Below are 18,605 nucleotides of genomic sequence, written 5' to 3'. Positions count from 1 at the left end.
TCCTACGTGAAATTTCACAAAATATTAATTGCAAACCGCGGTGAGATTGCTGTACGTATCATTCGCGCTTGCCGCGAATTAGGTATTAGCACTGTTGCCGTTTATTCCGAAGCGGATCGTGATTCGCTTCATGTACGGTTAGCCGATGAAGCTTATTGTATCGGGCCTACGGCATCTAAAGACAGCTATTTAAACTTAACGAATATTATGAGCGTAGCTACAATAACCGAGTGTGATGCTATCCATCCGGGTTATGGTTTTCTAGCTGAAAACGCTGACTTTGCTGAAATATGCGAATCATGCAATATCACCTTCATCGGGCCATCGCCGGAAGCCATTAATAAAATGGGCGACAAAGCGGTTGCAAAGCTGACGATGAGAACGGCTGATGTGCCAATTATTCCGGGTTCTGACGGTCTTGTTGAGAATATGGATGAAGCTATTCGTGTCGCTCGCGAAATCGGCTACCCCGTTATTATTAAAGCAACAGCGGGCGGCGGAGGCAAAGGCATCCGAATTGCGGATGACGAGACAACGCTAGTAGCGCAAATTACGACTGCACAGCAGGAAGCTCAAAAGGCTTTCGGAAATGCGGGCGTTTATCTGGAAAAATATTTGACGGGCATGAAGCACGTTGAAATTCAAATTATGGCTGACAAGCATGGCAATGCTGTTCATTTATTCGAACGTGATTGCTCTGTGCAGCGCAGACGCCAGAAGCTCGTCGAAGAGGCGCCTTGTTCTGTTCTTACTCCTGAACTGCGGGATAAGATGGGACAAGCAGCTGTTCGCGCAGCTTTAGCTGTAAATTACTCAGGTGCAGGAACATTAGAGTTTCTACTTGGCCCTGATGAGAAGTTCTACTTTATGGAAATGAATACGCGTATCCAAGTTGAGCATCCCGTAACGGAGATGATCACTAACGTGGATTTAATTAAAGAAATGATTTCTGTAGCAGAAGGCAATCCACTTTCGTTCTCACAAAGTGATCTGAAAATTACTGGCTGGTCCATCGAGTGCCGGATTAACGCAGAGGATTCCGAAAGGAACTTTATGCCTTCTCCTGGCCTGATTCCCTTTTACTTGCCGCCAGGCGGCGCGGGTGTACGTGTGGATAGCGCAGTTTACCCTGGCTATACGATTTCACCGCATTACGATTCGATGATTGCTAAGCTTATCGTTTGGGGCTCAACCCGCGAAGAAGCCATTGCAAGAATGAAACGGGCATTGTCTGAATTCGCTATTGATGGCATTCGGACAACCATTCCTTTCCATTTGAAGCTGCTGAATCACCCGAAATTCGTAAGCGGAAACTTCGACATTAAGTTTCTTGAGGAGCACGATATTAACGCTCCTGAATGAAGATACGACAAAGATGTGAACAAGTAGTATCGTTTGTCATATTTCTTACCGAATGTTATAGTATATTAACAAGATGCGGTTTATTGCTTGGCCTTGACGCCGAGTACGCGCAACTTTAAGGAGGTGTACAGCCATCATGAGTACGATAGCTGCGGAGTATGAGAAAACGGACATTGGCACGATTCAAATTGCACCTGAAGTCATCGAAGTTATCGCTGGATTAGCTACGATTGAAGTGGATGGAGTCGCTGGAATGAGCGGCGGATTTGCAGGAGGCATCGTAGAGCTTCTTGGACGCAAAAATTTATCCAAAGGTGTTAAAGTTGAAGTGGGTCAGCGTGAAGCTGCGGTAGATGTATCCATTATCGTTGAGTACGGCAACCGTATTCCGGAGATCGCTTCGGAAATTCAACGTAATGTGAAACGTTCTATCGAGATGATGACGGGACTCCACGTTGTTGAAGTGAACGTACATATTCACGATGTACATTTCAAGACGCCTGATAAACCGGAAGAAGAAGAAGTGCTGCACCGAGTTAAATAAATAAAGATGTTTTAATTAAATCCCGTACAACCCCCTCGTGAATGGGCATGCCGCTCGGCGCAAGGGGGTTTTCATTCGGCTTGGCAGGAGGAGGCGCTACGCATGATTAAGGTCGTGGACAAGCTGCTTTTGTTTTTGTATAGCATCGTGATTGGATGTTTATCCGTTTTTCTGCTATCCATAGGATTTGGCTGGATATCGCGAGATTTATTAAACGATTTAATAGGCGATTTATATCGTATCGACTCCATTCAAATTACGCTCGCAGTTGTCGGAGTCATCCTATTCATTCTTAGCCTAAGGTTTTTTGTCGTATCTCTTTATCGCGGATCAGCTACTGCTCCGTCAATTGATCAAAGGACTGATTTCGGAGATATACGCATCTCTCTTGAAACCATTGAAAATTTGACATTGAAAGCAGCATCGCGCCAGCGCGGCGTTAAGGACTTGCGTGCGCGCATTCGGGCAACGGATGCTGGACTTGATATCGTAATACGCGCTGTAGTAGATGGAGAAAGCTCCATACCGGTGCTTACGGAAGAGATTCAACGTACGGTGAAAGAGCATGTAGAGGATATTGCCGGTATACCCGTAACGAACGTTGCGGTATATGTTGCGAACATCATTCAAACGGGGACATTTAAGAGTCGCGTGGAATAGAGGTGAGTTTGCTCATGTGGAGGGAATTCTGGAACATCTATCAGAAGCGTATGATTGGCGCAGCGATAGGGCTGTTTTTCGGATTGCTATATTTGTTTGTCGGTTTTTGGGACATGCTTTTTGTAGGGCTGCTTGTCTCAATCGGTTATTGGATCGGCTTACAAAAGGAAACAAGCGACGGACCTATTTTTCCATGGCAGCGGCTTTGGTATTCGTTGTTGGAAAGATTTCGACCGTTTAAATGATCCTGTGGTCTCCTCCGTACTCCGGATTTCGGAAAGCCGCTTATTCGGGGCAGGGAGGAGATCATAGGTTTTTTTTGAAATATTGGCTTGAACAATTGAGTTTACAAGAATAAAACCATTTTATCGGCATGAAACTGCCGCGGAGGTCACATGAAACGTAGATTAGCACGAGAAATAGCGATTTCAAGCTTATACCAGATGGAAATGAATGAAGTTACGGCTTCAGAGGCAGTGGACATGCTTGTGGAAGAAATGAGTTTAGATAATGAAATGGGTGCCGATCCTGCTGAGATTGGCAGCACAGATGCGTTCGCACGTGAGATTGTAGCTGGCGTAATGGAGCATAAGCAAGCCATTGACGGTATGCTTCAGCAATTTTTGACAGGTTGGCATATTGATCGTTTATCCCGCGTAGATCGCCAGGTTCTAAGGCTTGCTACGTACGAGATGGTATTCCGCGATGATGTTCCGCCGAAAGCAACGATCAATGAAGCGATTGAGCTTGCCAAGCATTTTGGCACAGAGGAATCCGGCAAGTTTGTAAACGGCGTACTTGGAAAATTGCTTTTGGAAATCGAAGAATTAAAATCATAATGGATATGAAATTAATCAAACATTCATCGATGTAAAAGGAGACTGGAGCTATGTGTGCACAAATCATTGAAGGAAAGAAAATATCCGACCTTATCCGTGAGGAGATGATTACGGAAACTGCAGCCTTGAAAGAAAAGGGAATTATCCCAGGTTTGGCAGTCGTACTCGTAGGCGAAGATCCTGCCTCAAAAGTTTACGTTGGCTCTAAGGAAAAAGCTTGCCAGCAGCTTGGTTTTTATTCAGAGGTACATCGTTTAGACGCAGACACAAGTGAAGAGGATTTACTTGCTGTTATTGAACGTTTGAACAATCAGTCTACGATCAACGGGATTCTAGTTCAACTGCCTCTTCCGAAGCATATTAACGAGAAGGCTGTTATTGATGCGATTGCCGTTGAAAAAGATGTTGACGGCTTTCATCCGGAAAGTGTTGGGAATTTGGTTATTGGCGACGACAGCCTGCTGCCTTGTACGCCTGCAGGAGTAATTGAGCTTATTAAGCGCAGCGGCGTCGATATTTCGGGGAAACATGCCGTTGTTATCGGAAGAAGCAATATTGTGGGCAAGCCAGTTGCCATGCTGCTGCTTCGTGAGAATGCTACAGTTACGATCTGTCATTCTCGTACAGCAAACATGGAGGAAATCGCTAAACAAGCAGATATTCTTGTTGTTGCCATCGGGAAGGCAAAAGCTATTGACAGTAAATTTGTTAAGCCAGGGGCAATTGTTATTGATGTCGGCATTAACCGTTTGGAGAGCGGCAAGCTCGCGGGTGATGTTGATTTTGACGATTGTTTGGATACAGCCGGCTTCATTACACCAGTACCAGGCGGAGTTGGTCCGATGACGATTACGCTCTTAATGAAAAATACGATTACAGCAGCAAAAAGGGCTAACGGAATTAAGGAGTGATGGCGGGCATGGCTGATCAGCCTCGAATTTATTCCATAAAAGAGCTTAATCGGTATATTCGCATGAAAATGGAGTCGGATACACTGCTTGGCGATATTTGGCTGCGCGGTGAAATTTCCAATTTTACACATCATTCAAGCGGACATATGTATTTTACGCTGAAAGATAGCGACAGCCGGATCAAATCCATAATGTTCGCATCCCATAACCAGCGGCTTCCGTTTATACCTAAGGAAGGTACAAAGGTAATTGCTAGAGGGAATATAACGGTTTATGAGCGCGACGGCAATTATCAATTTTATGTTAATTCGATGCAGCCTGACGGTATTGGGAGCTTGTATCTAGCGTTTGAACAGCTTAAGAGCAAGCTGAGCAATGAAGGGCTCTTCGCAGAGTCGCGCAAACTGGCGATTCCGCTTTTTCCAAAGGCTATTGGAGTTATCACATCGCCAACGGGTGCAGCTGTACGTGATATTATTATTACTTTGCAGCGCCGTTACCCATTAATACCGATATATGTTTATCCTGTGCTCGTTCAAGGGACTGGGGCAGCACCTGCTATTGTAAAAGCGATCGAAGCAATGAACCGTTTCGGCGAAGCCGACGTATTAATTGTAGGGCGCGGCGGCGGATCATTAGAAGAGCTCTGGGCTTTCAATGAAGAATCCGTTGCTCGAAGCATATCGAACTCGCAGATTCCGATAATTAGTGCGGTAGGCCATGAAACAGATTTCACGATTGCTGATTTTGTCGCTGATTTGCGTGCCGCCACACCTACAGCTGCGGCAGAGCTCGCTGTTCCGAGCATTTCCGAATTGAAGCAGCAGCTGAATCGCCAGCAGCAGCGTCTAGTACAAGGAATTCGTTACCGTGTAAGTGATGAGAAGGAGAAGCTGCAGCGCATAAGGCGTTCACCTTTTTTCTTGCATCCGCGCAGGTATCTGCTTGAACAGGCAGAACGGCTCGATCGATTGTCAGAGCAGCTCGTTCAGCGAACAAAACGAATTACAGAACGTAGTCATATAAGATTGGCAAGGCAGCAAGCTACACTTTCTGCCCATCATCCTGGCGAGCGGGTAGCTTTCGCAGCCAAACGGTGGCAGACAGCGACGAAGCAGCTAGAGAGTGCAATGAATAATTCTGTTAAAGACAGGAAAAACAAGCTTTATACCTCTATGAAGCAGCTTGATGCCTTAAGTCCTTTAAAAGTTATGTCTAGAGGTTACAGCCTTGTGTATGATGAGCAAGAGCAACGATTAATCAAATCGATTCGCGATGTGAAAGTAGGCGACATCGTAAAGGTGAAAGTAGCAGACGGTCAGCTAGATTGTCATGTAGGTTCATTGAGAGGAGATCAAATGGATGGCAGCAACGAATCAAAGTGAGCTCACTTTTGAGCAAGCAATGGAACGACTAGATTCTATTGTATCTAAGCTTGAGAATGGCGATGTTCCTCTTGAGACAGCGATTGAGTTATTCCAAGAAGGAATGAAGCTTTCGCAGCTTTGCGGGGGTAAACTTGAGCAAGTTGAGCAAAAAATCGAGCTATTGATTGAAACAGAGCAAGGCTTCCAGAAAAAAACGTTTGCAGATGCAATCGAGAATAAAGGGGAATAAGCTTGAGCGAGAGGGCAGCAATAAAAGCATATTTATCGCAAACCACGGAGCTTATTGAAGCTTCGCTAAAACAATCGTTACCAAGCTCATGGGATGTTCCCCTACGACTGAGGGACGCAATGCTTTATTCCCTTGAAGCAGGTGGGAAACGCTTAAGACCAGCACTCGTTATTGCAGCCGCAGAAGCTGTTTTCAATAAGCCAGAAACATTGAATGCTGCTATGCCTGTTGCTTGTGCCGTAGAGTTTATACACACCTATTCGTTAGTGCATGATGATTTGCCAGCTATGGATGATGATGATTTCCGAAGAGGCAAGCCAACCAACCACAAGGTTTTTGGTGAAGCAATGGCGATATTAGCCGGGGATGCGCTTCTGACGCACGCCTTTCATTTAATTCCACAAGCAGCTCGTCAAGGCGGTGTCGCAGCAGATGTTGCGCTTGCCATTGTGGAAGATTTGGCTAAATTAGCAGGAGCTCCCGGGATGGTAGGCGGTCAAGTTGCCGATATGCTAGGTGAGCAAGGCATCACGTCAATTCATGAACTAGAGTATATTCATCTTCATAAAACAAGTGATCTTATTGCCTTCTCGGTTATGGCTGGCGGCCGTATTGGCGGAGCAACAGAAAAGCAGCTTGAACTGCTCGCGATTTACGGACGCAACATCGGTCTTGCTTTTCAAATTCAGGATGATATTTTGGATTTGATTGGGGACGAGATAAAGCTGGGTAAGAAGACGAATAGTGATGTTCAGCAAAATAAAGTAACCTATCCGTTCCTTATCGGAATAGAAGAAAGCAAAGCTCAAGTTGAACGGCTTACCCAGGAAGCGAAGTCTGCAGTGCTGGAAGCGGAGTTCATAGCTCCAGATCGACTGCTTGAAATTGCAGATTATCTTGTTGGGCGCGATCATTGAGTATGTGATGCTTTTTCCATTTTGGTTGGGAAAAAAAGCTCGGTATGCTATAATAGGAAAAATGTAGATGTACATGGGACAGCAATAAATGCTGTCCGCGAAAGCGAGGAAAGTAACGTGCTGCTTGACCAGATTAACGGACCTCAAGATTTGAAAGCTTTGACAACCGCTCAGCTAGAGCAACTGGCCGCTGAAATCCGTCAGTTCCTTATTGAGAAGCTTTCCGTTACGGGTGGTCATCTCGCTCCTAACTTAGGAGTCGTTGAGCTGACCCTAGCCATGCATTATTTATTTAATAGTCCAGAAGATAAGTTTATTTTTGATGTAGGTCATCAATCCTACGTTCATAAAATTTTAACCGGTCGTATGGATCGGTTTGATACGCTGCGTCAATATAAAGGTTTATGCGGTTTCGTCAAACGTTCAGAAAGCGAACATGATGTTTGGGAAGCTGGACATAGCAGTACATCATTGTCTGCCGCTATGGGTATGGCGCTTGCTCGTGATCTTAAGGGTGAGAGCAATCGTGTAGTTGCAGTTATAGGCGACGGTGCTTTAACTGGCGGTATGGCCTTAGAAGCGCTTAATCATATCGGACACGAGAACAAGAACTTAATCGTTGTCTTGAACGATAATGAGATGTCCATTGCTCCAAATGTGGGTGCATTGCATCACTATTTAGGGAAAATCCGTACAGATCGTCATTATCATAAAGCTAAGGATGAGCTTCAACAGCTGCTCAACAAAATCCCGGCAATCGGCGGGAAGCTTGCTAAGACAGCTGAACGTTTCAAAGACAGCTTAAAATATTTGCTCGTTAGTGGCATATTGTTCGAGCAATTTGGATTTACTTACCTGGGTCCAGTAGACGGACATGATATCGAGCAAGTGATTGATATTATGCGTCAAGCGGATGCAATGCCAGGACCTGTTTTAGTCCATGTATTGACTGTGAAAGGCAAGGGTTATTCTCCTGCCGAAGCAGATTCGTTCAAATGGCATGGCATCACGCCATACAAAATTGAATCAGGCCAAGTTGTCAAAGCAGTTGGCCCGCCAGTATATACTGACGTTTTTGGTCAGATGCTAATTGAGCTTGCTGAGAAGGATGAGCGCATCGTTGCTGTTACTCCAGCAATGCCGGGCGGTTCTGGTTTGCTGCCATTCGCAGCAAGATTTCCGAATCGAATGATCGATGTGGGCATAGCAGAACAACATGCAGCTACCATGTCTGCTGCTTTAGCGATTGAAGGCATGAAACCTGTGTTTGCAGTGTATTCGACTTTCTTGCAGCGAGCATATGATCAAGTCGTTCATGATATTTGCCGTCAGAACCTGAATGTTATATTTGCCATAGACCGTGCTGGATTCGTTGGCCCGGATGGTGAAACACATCATGGTGTTTATGATATTTCATTCTTAAGACATATACCAAATTTGGTCATTATGATGCCTAAGGATGAGAATGAGCTAAGACGAATGCTCAAGACCGCCGTAGAATATAATGATGGACCAATAGCTGTTCGTTATCCGCGCATTGCAGGATTAGGCGTAGAGATGGAAGCAGATCCGCAAGTTTTGCCTATAGGCAAGTGGGAAACCGTTCGCGAAGGCGACTCCACCGTCATTATGGCCATTGGACCGATGCTGCAGGTTGCTGAAGAAGCTGCAGACCTTCTCAAGCGTGAAGGCATCAATGTTCAAATTGTAAATGCTCGGTTTATTAAGCCGCTTGATGAAAAGATGCTATTATCGTTTGCTGCAGAAGGAAGGCATATGATTGTGCTTGAGGAAAATGCAGAGCTTGGCGGTTTTGGCAGCTCAGTTCTTGAGTTCTTCTCACTCAAAGGCATTTACGGCTTAACTATTCGGATCATTGGGGTACCTGATGTATTCGTTGAACACGGATCAATTAAAGAACAACGCAAAGAAATTGGTTTAACGGCTGAGAGAGTTGCAACTGAATTAAAAACGATGCAGCCAAGGCGCATGAAACGAGTTACTGGCAAACAGTAACGTCTGAGGGTGAAAGATGACAACAACAACAGCTAAAGAACGAATAGACGTATTGCTTGTTGAGCGCGGCTTTTATGAAAGTAGAGAAAAGGCAAAAGCGGCTTTGATGGCGGGTCTTGTGCTAGTAAATGACGAGCCTGTTGACAAAAGCGGTATGAAGGTGGCACGTTCGGCAGACATTAAGGTAAAGGGCGCGCTTCATCCTTATGTTAGCCGAGGCGGGCTAAAGCTGGAAAAAGCGATTCGAGTGTTTAATATTGATTTGCGCGAACGCGTTATGCTCGATATCGGTGCATCAACCGGTGGCTTTACCGACTGCGCATTACAAAATGGGGCATCATATGTATATGCTATTGATGTTGGATATAACCAACTTGATTGGTCGCTAAGACAAGATGAACGCGTTCACGTTATGGAGCGAACTAATTTTCGTTATACGCAGCCAGCTGATTTAGTTGGGCCACCGCCAACATTTGCAACAATTGACGTATCCTTTATTTCGTTAAAACATATATTGCCTGCTTTATCTACGTTATTAACGGTTGGTTCCGGTATTGTAGCTTTAATTAAGCCGCAATTCGAGGCTGGGCGTGAGAAAGTAGGTAAATCTGGAGTTGTACGTGACTCTGGCGTGCACAGAGACGTACTTCGCACCGTTTTGACTGGAGCAGCTGAGATTGGTTTTTCATTGCAGGATATTACGTTCTCTCCAATTACGGGTGGAGAAGGCAATATTGAATTTTTAGCTTATTGGCATTGGTCTGCTGAACCAAATTCAGCTGTACCCGATGACAACGCATTAGCGGAGCTAGTGAAACAAGCAAATGAAACCTTTACAACGAATAAATAAATGAGAAAGGTGCCTGGCAGAGTCATAACTGCCGGCATCTTTTTTACTTTACAGCATAGTGCTCCATTTGTTAAACTATAGAAAAGCAAACAAACGTTCGGCAATCGACATAAACAGGAAAATGCCCCCAGCATAGCGAACGAATAAGTATACAATCCATTTGCGAATGGGGGATGCTGATGGGAACCTATGGTGATTGGGCGATCATGCTGGTCGCTGGATGTTTGTTCGTATTGTGGCTGTTCAGAGTGTTTCACCGCTGGCTGCATGAGCCTGCAAGCGTTAGTCGGCTTACGCTCGGCAAGGGCGGTACTCTTTCAGTAGATGATGAAAATATATTGTTGCTGGAGCAAGCTGGGTACGAAGTAACTTCAGGAAAACATTTAGTTCCGATTCCAATCAAGCTTGATGATGTTCCGCTTGGAAAGGGAAGCCGGTTATACATTGATTATATTGCGGAAATGAATAATTGCACGTATATAGTGAAAACTGCTCGTGACCGGATGCCAATTGACTGGTCGCCGAGCGGTGTAAGAGATCGTTTGCTTGTGTATTCGCTGCTTTTGCCCGAATGCGACGGAATTTTATTCGTGGACGCAAGGGAGAAGTTGATTCGCAAAGTCACGTTTCACATCGCAGACCAATAACTCATGGAGGTTTTTTATGAAGGGGCTTCGTCAATATCGAATCAAAGAAATTATTAGCAATAGTGTGATTGAAACACAAGAGGAGCTTGTAGAAGCGCTTCGTACGACAGGTATGCAAGTAACGCAAGCGACCGTATCACGCGATATGAAGGAATTAATGCTAATTAAAGTGCCTGCAGGTGAAGGTAAATATAAGTATTCCATTCCGCAAGAGCATCAGAAGCAAAATCCAATTCATAAGCTGAAGCGGGCTTTGCTTGACCATTTTGTACATATTGACTTTACAGATAATCTTGTTGTTATGAAATGTTTGCCAGGGACAGCAAATACCATTTGTGCATTGGTTGATAATATGGAGTGGACTGAAGTAATGGGTACTATCTGCGGAGACGATACGATCTTGATGATTTGCAGAACCAAGAAGCAAAGCAATGAAGTAGTAGAACGATTACTTGAGCTATTGAACTAAGGAGGATATCAGAACCATGCTGCGTGAGTTGTCGATAAGGAATTTAGCGGTAATTGAAGAAGTAAACGTTACATTTCATCATGGATTTCATGTATTGACAGGAGAGACAGGAGCAGGTAAATCGATTCTTATTGATGCGCTAAGCTTGCTGGTCGGCGGTAGAGGCTCCGCAGACATGGTACGGTATGGTTGTGATAAAGCTGAAATGGAAGCTTTATTTGACCTTCCACAAAATCATCCTGTATGGATCGTTCTGAACAAACTTGGTGTACATGCATCCTGTGAAGAGATGTTAGTAATACGAAGAGAGCTGTCTGCAAATGGTAAGAGCAGCAGCCGTGTGAATGGGCAGCTCGTTACAATGACGATGCTAAGGGAAATTGGCGAATGCCTTGTCAATATTCATGGTCAGCATGAGCATCAATCACTTCTACGAACAGAACAGCATTTAGAGTGGCTAGATCTATTTGCTGGAGATTTGCTAATTGAACGGAAGCAGATATATCGGACCATATTTTCACAGCTGCAGCAGGCAAGAGCATCATTGCGCGAGCTGGAAAATTCGACTAGACACAATGTGCAAATGCTTGATTTATATCGTTTTCAAATTGAAGAAATTACGAATGCACAGCTTAAGCCGTTGGAAGATGAGCTTCTAACAGAGCAGAGGCGCAAGCTATTGTATGCAGGGAAGAGAATGGACGCCGTATCGGAGGCCTATTCGCTTTTGTATGGAGGCAAAGGGCTTGATATGGTTAGCAAAGCAGTAGCTAAGCTGATAGATATTCAAACTTATGATGCAGCGAAACTAAATCCACTTCTTGAACAGCTTCAATCTGCCTTTTATCAAGCTGAAGATGCTGCATTCCAGCTTCGTGATTATCGTGATGGCATTGAGTCTGATCCTGATCAGCTCTCGCAGGTTGAAGACAGACTTGATTTAATAAATAGTATGAAGCGCAAATACGGGGAAACAATACCCGATATACTTACTTATTTAGAGAGGACAATTGTGGATCGTGACAAGATCGAGAACCGTGATCAACTTCTTGAAGAGCTTAAAGCAGAGGAAATGAAGCTTTATGATCAAGCGCTGATTTTGGCACAGGAATTGTCGCAGCTTCGGGAGCATGCAGCGACAAAGCTGTCTGAAGCGATTGAGAATGAGCTAGGACAGCTTCAAATGCCAGCTGCTAAGTTTCGTGTGCAAATCGATACGACAGTCGGAGGAGCGGGTGAAACAAAGCAGATTCGCTTGCATAGCAATGGTATGGATGAAGCGATCTTTATGCTTTCTACAAACCCAGGAGAGCCGTTGAAGCAGTTAAGCAAGATTGCTTCTGGGGGAGAAATGTCGCGAATTATGCTCGCCCTTAAGAGCATTTTCGCAGAAATTGATCAAGTTCCTGTACTTATTTTTGATGAGGTTGATACAGGCGTCAGCGGACGTGCTGCTCAGGCTATCGCAGAGAAAATGTCACAGCTTGCATCGAAGTGCCAAGTATTCTCTATAACCCACTTGCCTCAGGTTGCTTGCATGGCAGATCATCATTATGAAATAAGAAAACAAGTCATTGGTTCGCGTACATCTACATCTGTATCGGAACTGCTTGAAGCTGTACGCATCGAGGAGCTTGCACGTATGCTTGGCGGAGTGGAAGTAACGGAAAAAACACGGAATCATGCACAAGAAATGCTTGATTTGGCACATAGACAGAAAGGAGCGTAATGGAAGCCAATTAGGGAATGTTTTTGTGGACATAAAACGAACGGGTGAGGGTAACTTAAAGGTACGCCATTGGCGACTTATCCTTCTTCGTCATGCGATGGAAATACAGGGAGCGTGAAATCATTGAACTCCAGTCAAAGGAAGCGATGGTTTGGCCTGGTTCTCGTTTTCTTCATTTGCATGATCGGAAGCTCCACCCCGTTTCAACATTTTGCCGCAATCCCGAATGAACTTCGTTTATTCTCCGGGCAACTGAAACGTTTACAATATGGAGTGCCCGTTCATGCTGAAGTAACGGTCGACCCTCAAATGCTTCAGATTAACGGATCAACCAGTCATTCTTTATCCGTAAATTTGAATGAACCACTGTCACTGCAGTCGAGTCAAAGCGGTCAAACGAAAATGAAAGTGAAATTATTTGGTAAAATTCCATTCAAGACTGTAAAGGTTAATGTTGTACCTGATCTCCGTGTCATTCCAGGCGGTCAAACGATTGGAGTCAAAGTTAAATCATCGGGCATTTTAGTTGTAGGACATCATCAGGTAGCTGGCAGCAACGGCATGAAACAATCCCCTGGTGAGGCCGCAGGACTGCGTTTAGGCGATTTAATTGTGAAGATTGATGGTACAAGCATTAATCAAGTAAACAGGATTGCGGAGCTAAGTGAGAAGGCTGGCAATGAGAAGAAGCCGCTTGAAGTAACCTATAAGCGAGATGGGCAATTAGGCAAGACGCTTTTAAATCCAGTATTTGATGCGGAAGATAAGGCATGGCGGTTAGGTTTATATATCCGTGATTCAGCAGCAGGTGTAGGTACATTAACGTTTTATGCCCCAGATCAGGGTGTTTATGGAGCATTAGGCCATGTTATCACGGATATGGACACACAAACTCCGATTGATGTTGGCGAAGGCCAGATTTTACAGTCCAGCGTTACGTCCATTAACAAAAGCCAAAATGGCGAGCCGGGAGAAAAAAGAGCGCATTTTGTGAAAGAAAGCAAAATATTAGGCAATGTTGAGCGTAACACTCCGTTTGGCATTTTCGGCAAAATGAATGAAGTTCCTACTCACAGTTACAGTGATAAATCTGTTCCTGTCGCATTTGCTGAAGATGTTAAGGAAGGGCCAGCGCAAATTTTGACTGTTGTGAATGGACAGAAGGTTGAGCGCTTTGATATTGAAATCGTGCATGTATCAAAGCAATCTGGTCCAGCAACAAAAGGTTTGGTTATTAAGATAACGGACAAAAGATTGTTAAGCAAAACCGGGGGTATCGTTCAAGGGATGTCGGGTAGTCCGATCATTCAAGATGGCAAATTAGTTGGAGCTGTCACTCATGTATTCGTTAATGATCCCTCTTCAGGATATGGCTGCTTTATCGAATGGATGCTGCAGGATGCAGGAGTACTGCTGAAGTCGGCAAACGGACATATCGGCGAAGCTGCATAATGGCTTGCTATTAGAAAATAACGCCCACTTGAGCTGAACAGCAGCTTAGGCGGGCGTTATTTTTAATTAAATTCATTTATCTAAAAACCGCGTCAATGCGTAAATGAGCAATGAAATTTGTCGAAGAAGAACGAACATCATCGGTACATGTAATAAATTTTTTATTATATCGAATCCCCGTAAAAAAATAAAGAAAAATAATTTTCGACAGAAGGAATTGAACTCCACATGTCGAAAACTTTAGATTAGACAACTAGTGAGCGAAATCATGAATATCATTTAAGGGAGGACCACAACTTGCATAAGATCGAAGTATTATTAGCAGATGACAACCGGGAATTTACTAACTTGTTATCGGAATACATATCCGAACAAAGTGATATGAGTGTGAGTGGAGTCGCGTATAATGGAGAAGAGGTTTTAAGACATCTGGAGGAAGCAAGAAAAGTTCCTGATGTGCTTATCCTTGATATTATTATGCCTCATTTGGATGGACTAGGTGTACTTGAACGGTTGAAAGAAATTAACCTATCTCCTATGCCCAAGATCATTATGCTGACTGCTTTCGGCCAAGAGAACATTACTCAAAAAGCGGTACAGCTTGGTGCTTCCTATTATATTTTGAAGCCGTTTGACATGGATATTTTAGCTAATCGTATTCGTCAGCTTGTTGGGAACCCAACTTACTCGTCAACTGGCAGCTTCACAACTAGCTCCTCTTCAATGAAATCCAACGTCGTTCCTATCCCTAAAGGGAAAAACCTCGATGCCAACATTACGAGCATCATTCATGAAATCGGAGTACCTGCTCATATTAAAGGTTACCAGTACTTGCGTGAAGCGATAACGATGGTTTATAACAATATCGAAATTCTTGGTGCCATCACAAAAACACTTTATCCTGCCATTGCTGAGAAATTCAAAACAACGCCATCTCGCGTTGAACGCGCTATCCGCCATGCCATTGAAGTGGCTTGGACTCGCGGCAACATCGACAGCATCTCTCACTTGTTTGGCTATACGATCAACATCAGCAAATCAAAGCCTACTAATAGCGAGTTTATCGCGATGGTGGCTGATAAGCTGAGGATTGAGCATAAAGTTAGCTGAACGTAGAAGGGAGAATCGTTAAAGGAAAACTCGTTTTTAATAACTATCCGTAATCTAGTTATTGTGTGACATCATACCTTTCAACTAGGTCATTTTAAGTTCGATATGATTTGAATCCACTGCTTTATTGGGCTTTAAACCCCATAAGAGGAGTGGATTTTTTTGTGGGGCTACATGACAAAATTTATAATAAATATTAAATTGTTATTATATTAAAAATTTGGAGTATTAAAGAATGATCTTATATTAAGGGGTTATTTTAAAAAGCTAAATAGAACATGATGTGAGTTATGCAGTCAAGGAGATTATACGTAAATTATTGATAAAGGTTTTAGTAAACTAGTTTTTGGCTTGTTGGTGATCGTAAGAGAGAATGACGAATTAATAAGGATTTATTGTGTAAGTTGGGCTCAAACTGTCAGGTTTCCCGTTGTGTAGATTCTAACGAACCATAAAGAGCTTATGTTTACGGAAATAGATGTTTAAAGATTTTAACGAATCATAGCAACGCTATTAGTCACTTTTGATCAAGAAAAGATACCAAATTAAAGAAATAAGAATGCTAGAGTTCGTTACATTAAGATATTGAGGAAATGAAGTCAAATAAGGTTTATGGGGTTCGTTACGGTTGGTAATGGTGCATCGTAAGTCGTATCGCATAAAAAGCTATCATAACGGGTAAAAGGAAAAAAATAAGCACCTCATTTCCTCAGGAAAATAGGTGCTTATTTAAAATTACAAATCCTGTTCTCAGAAATAATCAGAGAAATACGGACGTTCCTGATTAATCAATTGCTCCAGTTTACGAATGGACGCGTCATCGGCTTGCATACGGCCAATTCGTGCAAGATAGGTTGGCCGCTTGTAACCCATTAGCATCGTTGTTAAAGCGGGAATGTCGATAACTACCGATGGTGCGATGCCGCCATGTGTCATATGGCCTTTTCCGTTTGTGTCTACCGTTAGGGTGAAGGTTCCTTGATTCCATTCAAGCATAGGATCATGGAGATTGATAACGAGTCGGCTTTCCTTTTCCTGCGATTCGAATGGATATTGCTCGATGAACAATACGATATCTACAATTCGTGCCATGTAATAAGGAGCAATGGTTTCTTTAATATCCCCGTCGTCCAATATAAATGCAAGAGGCTCATCCTGATAGATATCCCCTTTTACAAGCGTAATCATTGAGAAATGGGCACTGACAAAGTTCCATAATCCAGTGCGTGCCTCTTCGTTAATATAGATCATTTCTTTCATGTGAAAGATCTCTTCGGCAATCCAATACAGCAAATACCCCATAGGTGCGTCGTTATTGTCGTAATAGATCGCTACAGTCATATCATCTAAATCCCAGCGCAAATATTCTTCCCAAGCGAGCTCGTTTCGCAGCATTGCACCATGGTGCAAGCGGGCAAATTGCTCATATATTGTTTTGATGTCCGGATGTTCAATGGTTACACGTTCTACATGACCAGGCACGTTTTTCAGCTTAGGCAGTTGGGTGTCCGGAACCTCAAAAGAAATTTTATCGGAAATGATCTCCCAGCCTTTACGTCTGTAATAAGGAATTGAGTAGGGGTATAAGTAAGAGATCGATTGTTTCCGCTCACGCATTTTACTTAAGGCAAGCAGCATGAGCTTATTCATCAAGCCCAAATTGGCATATTCGGGATAGGTTCCGACACCTGTCAGTCCACCCATTTCATAAATATGTCCGTAGATGTTTACCTGAAAGGGATATACAGCAAGCTGAGATATAAGTTTATCGCCATCAAACCACCCTTGAACATCGGCATACTGAAGTACGGGAAGTTTGGCCTTTGCAATCTCTCTGTTTTCCCAGCCAAAGGTTTGTAAATCGCGATTGGTCACTTGAAAAACATAGCGCAATAAATTGTTGAACTGCTCGCCATGCTGGGTTTCGATTTTTTTTAACTTGAGTCTGTCATGCAATTTCCGTCGACTCATAGGTGACAACCTCCATTTATTTAAACATATCCAAGTAGTGTACCATCCCTTAGAAGTGCAAACAAATTTGCCCTATTTGGAAGGGAATGCAGCACATGATTCGAATTTGCTGATTCAAAATGTTTATTGGCGAATGGTGAAAAGTTTTCTATATGCTGAGGATGTCCTACAATTGATCTGCTTAATCAAAAACAGGTATGGATGTGCGTTAAGTAGGTATCGAGGTTGGAGGAGTTGAAAATTGAATATAAAATGGATTTTTTTCAAAAAAAAAAGGCCATCAAGGATGCCTCAGTTGTAAACAACTCTGCGGTTTAAATAAACGTTGCTGCCATATTTCTTGATTAAACCATGCGATTCTGCTTTTATAAAGCTATGAATTTCTTTAAGGCGCTGCGTTTGTGGCTGGATTGTCTCTTTTACTTTTCCATCTACGGTAACATCGAATACAATTTTCATGATTGCACCTCATTTCTTTTGGTTAATTTCATAATAGTGTTGTTGTATGATGAGATCATAAATTGAAATGCGGAGTATTGTAATTTTTTTTGGAAAGCATCATCGCTATGTAAAATATCCAAGGAGAGGTGACAGGATGAGAGCCGTTTACGCAGGAAGTTTTGACCCGATTACACTTGGGCATGTGTCCGTTATAGAGAGAGCCTTTCAATTATTTAGTGAGGTTCATATTATAGTCGCCAATAATCGATCAAAAAAACATCATTTTACGATTGAGCAGCGTACGGAGCTTGTCGCTTTATCTGTGCCAAAGGATGATAAAATCCATATTATTCCTTATGAAGGCATTGTGGCTGACTATATAAATGAGCATGATATTAACGTGGTCATACGGGGAATTAGAAATGCAACTGACCTAGAATATGAACTGCAGCTTGAGCAATATATTCGTAATACTACGTTGGCGGATACGATTTATTTATCTCCATACACGCATTACATGCAAACGAGCAGCTCGCTCGTTAGAATGTTTCTTATGTCTGATAAGACGGAGCTGGCAGCTTCGTATATGGTTCCAAAAGCGTATGCGCAAATGCTTGATTACGTGGATTATACCTAGTTTTTTACGAATTCATCATACAAAAAAACCGCCAAGCTAGGATCAAAACGATCCGAACATGAGCGGTTTTAATTATGATTGTTGTATAAAACTAGCTTTGTGGCTTTGGCGGACGAGGACGTTTCTGCTTGAACCTAGGAGCAACGTAGTTCCGTTTGCGGTCGCGAAAAAAAGTCCAGCCCGCGATAAAACCTGCACCTGCAGCGAACATTATAAATCCAAGTAAAAATTTGAGCCATTCAAAATCTGGCGTAATGGTTTCATTTCCGAATTCAGAGAAATACACGAATAACGAATCTTTCATTTTCAGAAAACCGAAGCAAGCAAGTAAGCCTGGAATAACGAGCATGAGGATAGCAATAAAGCGAGCAGCAACTAATTTCATAAATACAGTGTCTCCTTATCGGTCAAAATATACAGTTAGCTCTATCAT

20 protein-coding genes are annotated in these 18,605 nt (G+C 43.2%); 17 read left to right on the top strand and 3 right to left on the bottom strand.

From position 1 onward, the window contains the following. Positions 1-6 precede the first annotated feature (6 nt). From accC to spo0A, 16 genes are all read left to right on the top strand, one after another. Entirely contained in the window at positions 7-1,362 is a 1,356-nt protein-coding gene (gene accC / locus ACIFSR_RS14390) for an acetyl-CoA carboxylase biotin carboxylase subunit (RefSeq protein ID WP_076266952.1), read from the top strand. A gap of 136 nt (positions 1,363-1,498) precedes the next feature. Then, on the top strand, positions 1,499-1,906 hold the full coding sequence (locus ACIFSR_RS14385) for an Asp23/Gls24 family envelope stress response protein (RefSeq protein WP_076266953.1): 408 nt from the start codon (positions 1,499-1,501) through the stop codon (positions 1,904-1,906). A 102-nt stretch (positions 1,907-2,008) separates the two neighbouring features. Next, positions 2,009-2,566, top strand: a complete 558-nt coding sequence (gene amaP, locus ACIFSR_RS14380) for an alkaline shock response membrane anchor protein AmaP (protein WP_076266954.1) — start codon at positions 2,009-2,011, stop codon at positions 2,564-2,566. A gap of 14 nt (positions 2,567-2,580) precedes the next feature. Then, a complete protein-coding gene (locus ACIFSR_RS14375; protein ID WP_076266955.1) occupies positions 2,581-2,811 on the top strand; it encodes a DUF2273 domain-containing protein in 231 nt (76 codons plus the stop codon). Positions 2,812-2,961: 150 nt separating this feature from the next. Beyond that, positions 2,962-3,405, top strand: coding sequence for a transcription antitermination factor NusB (gene nusB / locus ACIFSR_RS14370; protein ID WP_339203358.1), 444 nt, complete (start codon positions 2,962-2,964; stop codon positions 3,403-3,405). A gap of 50 nt (positions 3,406-3,455) precedes the next feature. Next, entirely contained in the window at positions 3,456-4,316 is an 861-nt protein-coding gene (gene folD / locus ACIFSR_RS14365) for a bifunctional methylenetetrahydrofolate dehydrogenase/methenyltetrahydrofolate cyclohydrolase FolD (RefSeq protein ID WP_076266956.1), read from the top strand. Between the two features lie 8 nt (positions 4,317-4,324). Further along, positions 4,325-5,701 carry an exodeoxyribonuclease VII large subunit gene (gene xseA, locus ACIFSR_RS14360; protein WP_430057930.1) on the top strand — a complete coding sequence of 459 codons (1,377 nt, stop codon included), beginning with the start codon at positions 4,325-4,327 and terminating at the stop codon, positions 5,699-5,701. Beyond that, the gene (xseB, locus tag ACIFSR_RS14355; protein ID WP_076266958.1) at positions 5,679-5,933 is read left to right on the top strand and encodes an exodeoxyribonuclease VII small subunit; all 255 of its coding nucleotides are present in this window, start codon (positions 5,679-5,681) and stop codon (positions 5,931-5,933) included. Before xseA ends, xseB begins: the two co-directional genes overlap by 23 nt. A 2-nt stretch (positions 5,934-5,935) precedes the next feature. After that, positions 5,936-6,850, top strand: coding sequence for a polyprenyl synthetase family protein (locus tag ACIFSR_RS14350; RefSeq protein WP_430057929.1), 915 nt, complete (start codon positions 5,936-5,938; stop codon positions 6,848-6,850). Between the two features lie 117 nt (positions 6,851-6,967). Continuing rightward, entirely contained in the window at positions 6,968-8,866 is a 1,899-nt protein-coding gene (dxs, locus tag ACIFSR_RS14345; RefSeq protein WP_076267073.1) for a 1-deoxy-D-xylulose-5-phosphate synthase, read from the top strand. A 16-nt stretch (positions 8,867-8,882) separates the two neighbouring features. Further along, entirely contained in the window at positions 8,883-9,716 is an 834-nt protein-coding gene (locus ACIFSR_RS14340; protein WP_339203352.1) for a TlyA family RNA methyltransferase, read from the top strand. A gap of 179 nt (positions 9,717-9,895) precedes the next feature. Next, positions 9,896-10,363, top strand: coding sequence for a hypothetical protein (locus tag ACIFSR_RS14335; RefSeq protein ID WP_339203351.1), 468 nt, complete (start codon positions 9,896-9,898; stop codon positions 10,361-10,363). 16 nt (positions 10,364-10,379) lie between these two features. Next, positions 10,380-10,832: a transcriptional regulator AhrC/ArgR gene (gene ahrC / locus ACIFSR_RS14330; RefSeq protein ID WP_076266962.1), complete on the top strand. Its 453-nt coding sequence runs from the start codon at positions 10,380-10,382 to the stop codon at positions 10,830-10,832. A 16-nt stretch (positions 10,833-10,848) separates the two neighbouring features. Further along, positions 10,849-12,561, top strand: a complete 1,713-nt coding sequence (gene recN, locus ACIFSR_RS14325; RefSeq protein WP_339203349.1) for a DNA repair protein RecN — start codon at positions 10,849-10,851, stop codon at positions 12,559-12,561. A 123-nt stretch (positions 12,562-12,684) separates the two neighbouring features. After that, positions 12,685-14,013 carry a SpoIVB peptidase gene (gene spoIVB, locus ACIFSR_RS14320; protein ID WP_076266964.1) on the top strand — a complete coding sequence of 443 codons (1,329 nt, stop codon included), beginning with the start codon at positions 12,685-12,687 and terminating at the stop codon, positions 14,011-14,013. A gap of 297 nt (positions 14,014-14,310) precedes the next feature. Continuing rightward, positions 14,311-15,123, top strand: coding sequence for a sporulation transcription factor Spo0A (gene spo0A, locus ACIFSR_RS14315; RefSeq protein ID WP_076266965.1), 813 nt, complete (start codon positions 14,311-14,313; stop codon positions 15,121-15,123). A 750-nt stretch (positions 15,124-15,873) separates the two neighbouring features. Here the strand turns inward: spo0A and ACIFSR_RS14310 are convergent. Together ACIFSR_RS14310 and ACIFSR_RS14305 are read right to left on the bottom strand one after the other, a co-directional pair. Next, on the bottom strand, positions 15,874-17,094 hold the full coding sequence (locus tag ACIFSR_RS14310) for a GNAT family N-acetyltransferase (protein ID WP_430057925.1): 1,221 nt from the start codon (positions 17,092-17,094) through the stop codon (positions 15,874-15,876). A 291-nt stretch (positions 17,095-17,385) separates the two neighbouring features. Continuing rightward, entirely contained in the window at positions 17,386-17,553 is a 168-nt protein-coding gene (locus ACIFSR_RS14305) for a mechanosensitive ion channel protein MscL (protein ID WP_144376707.1), read from the bottom strand. A 136-nt stretch (positions 17,554-17,689) separates the two neighbouring features. Between ACIFSR_RS14305 and coaD the strand changes: the two genes are divergently transcribed. Continuing rightward, positions 17,690-18,172 (top strand): pantetheine-phosphate adenylyltransferase, encoded by a 483-nt coding sequence (gene coaD / locus ACIFSR_RS14300; RefSeq protein WP_076267027.1) that lies wholly within the window; start codon positions 17,690-17,692, stop codon positions 18,170-18,172. A 91-nt stretch (positions 18,173-18,263) separates the two neighbouring features. Here coaD and ACIFSR_RS14295 read toward each other — a convergent pair whose 3' ends face one another. Further along, positions 18,264-18,557, bottom strand: a complete 294-nt coding sequence (locus tag ACIFSR_RS14295; RefSeq protein ID WP_430057924.1) for a DUF2627 domain-containing protein — start codon at positions 18,555-18,557, stop codon at positions 18,264-18,266. Positions 18,558-18,605 lie beyond the last annotated feature (48 nt).

This window comes from Paenibacillus sp. NRS-1760, assembly GCF_050467785.1.
Lineage (GTDB): Bacteria > Bacillota > Bacilli > Paenibacillales > Paenibacillaceae > Pristimantibacillus.
Note: the sequence above shows the minus strand (reverse complement) of the source record. Positions and strands in the feature narration are given on the sequence as shown.

Bases quoted from the DNA above. Each gene is read 5' to 3' on its own strand.
- ACIFSR_RS14310 (WP_430057925.1), bottom strand. From the start codon at position 17,094: ATGAGTCGACGGAAATTGCATGACAGACTCAAGTTAAAAAAAATCGAA.
- xseB (WP_076266958.1), top strand. From the start codon at position 5,679: ATGGCAGCAACGAATCAAAGTGAGCTCACTTTTGAGCAAGCAATGGAA.
- recN (WP_339203349.1), top strand. From the start codon at position 10,849: ATGCTGCGTGAGTTGTCGATAAGGAATTTAGCGGTAATTGAAGAAGTA.
- ACIFSR_RS14385 (WP_076266953.1), top strand. From the start codon at position 1,499: ATGAGTACGATAGCTGCGGAGTATGAGAAAACGGACATTGGCACGATT.
- ACIFSR_RS14340 (WP_339203352.1), top strand. From the start codon at position 8,883: ATGACAACAACAACAGCTAAAGAACGAATAGACGTATTGCTTGTTGAG.
- amaP (WP_076266954.1), top strand. From the start codon at position 2,009: ATGATTAAGGTCGTGGACAAGCTGCTTTTGTTTTTGTATAGCATCGTG.
- ACIFSR_RS14335 (WP_339203351.1), top strand. From the start codon at position 9,896: ATGGGAACCTATGGTGATTGGGCGATCATGCTGGTCGCTGGATGTTTG.
- ACIFSR_RS14305 (WP_144376707.1), bottom strand. From the start codon at position 17,553: ATGAAAATTGTATTCGATGTTACCGTAGATGGAAAAGTAAAAGAGACA.
- nusB (WP_339203358.1), top strand. From the start codon at position 2,962: ATGAAACGTAGATTAGCACGAGAAATAGCGATTTCAAGCTTATACCAG.
- ACIFSR_RS14375 (WP_076266955.1), top strand. From the start codon at position 2,581: ATGTGGAGGGAATTCTGGAACATCTATCAGAAGCGTATGATTGGCGCA.
- xseA (WP_430057930.1), top strand. From the start codon at position 4,325: ATGGCTGATCAGCCTCGAATTTATTCCATAAAAGAGCTTAATCGGTAT.
- ACIFSR_RS14295 (WP_430057924.1), bottom strand. From the start codon at position 18,557: ATGAAATTAGTTGCTGCTCGCTTTATTGCTATCCTCATGCTCGTTATT.
- coaD (WP_076267027.1), top strand. From the start codon at position 17,690: ATGAGAGCCGTTTACGCAGGAAGTTTTGACCCGATTACACTTGGGCAT.
- folD (WP_076266956.1), top strand. From the start codon at position 3,456: ATGTGTGCACAAATCATTGAAGGAAAGAAAATATCCGACCTTATCCGT.
- ahrC (WP_076266962.1), top strand. From the start codon at position 10,380: ATGAAGGGGCTTCGTCAATATCGAATCAAAGAAATTATTAGCAATAGT.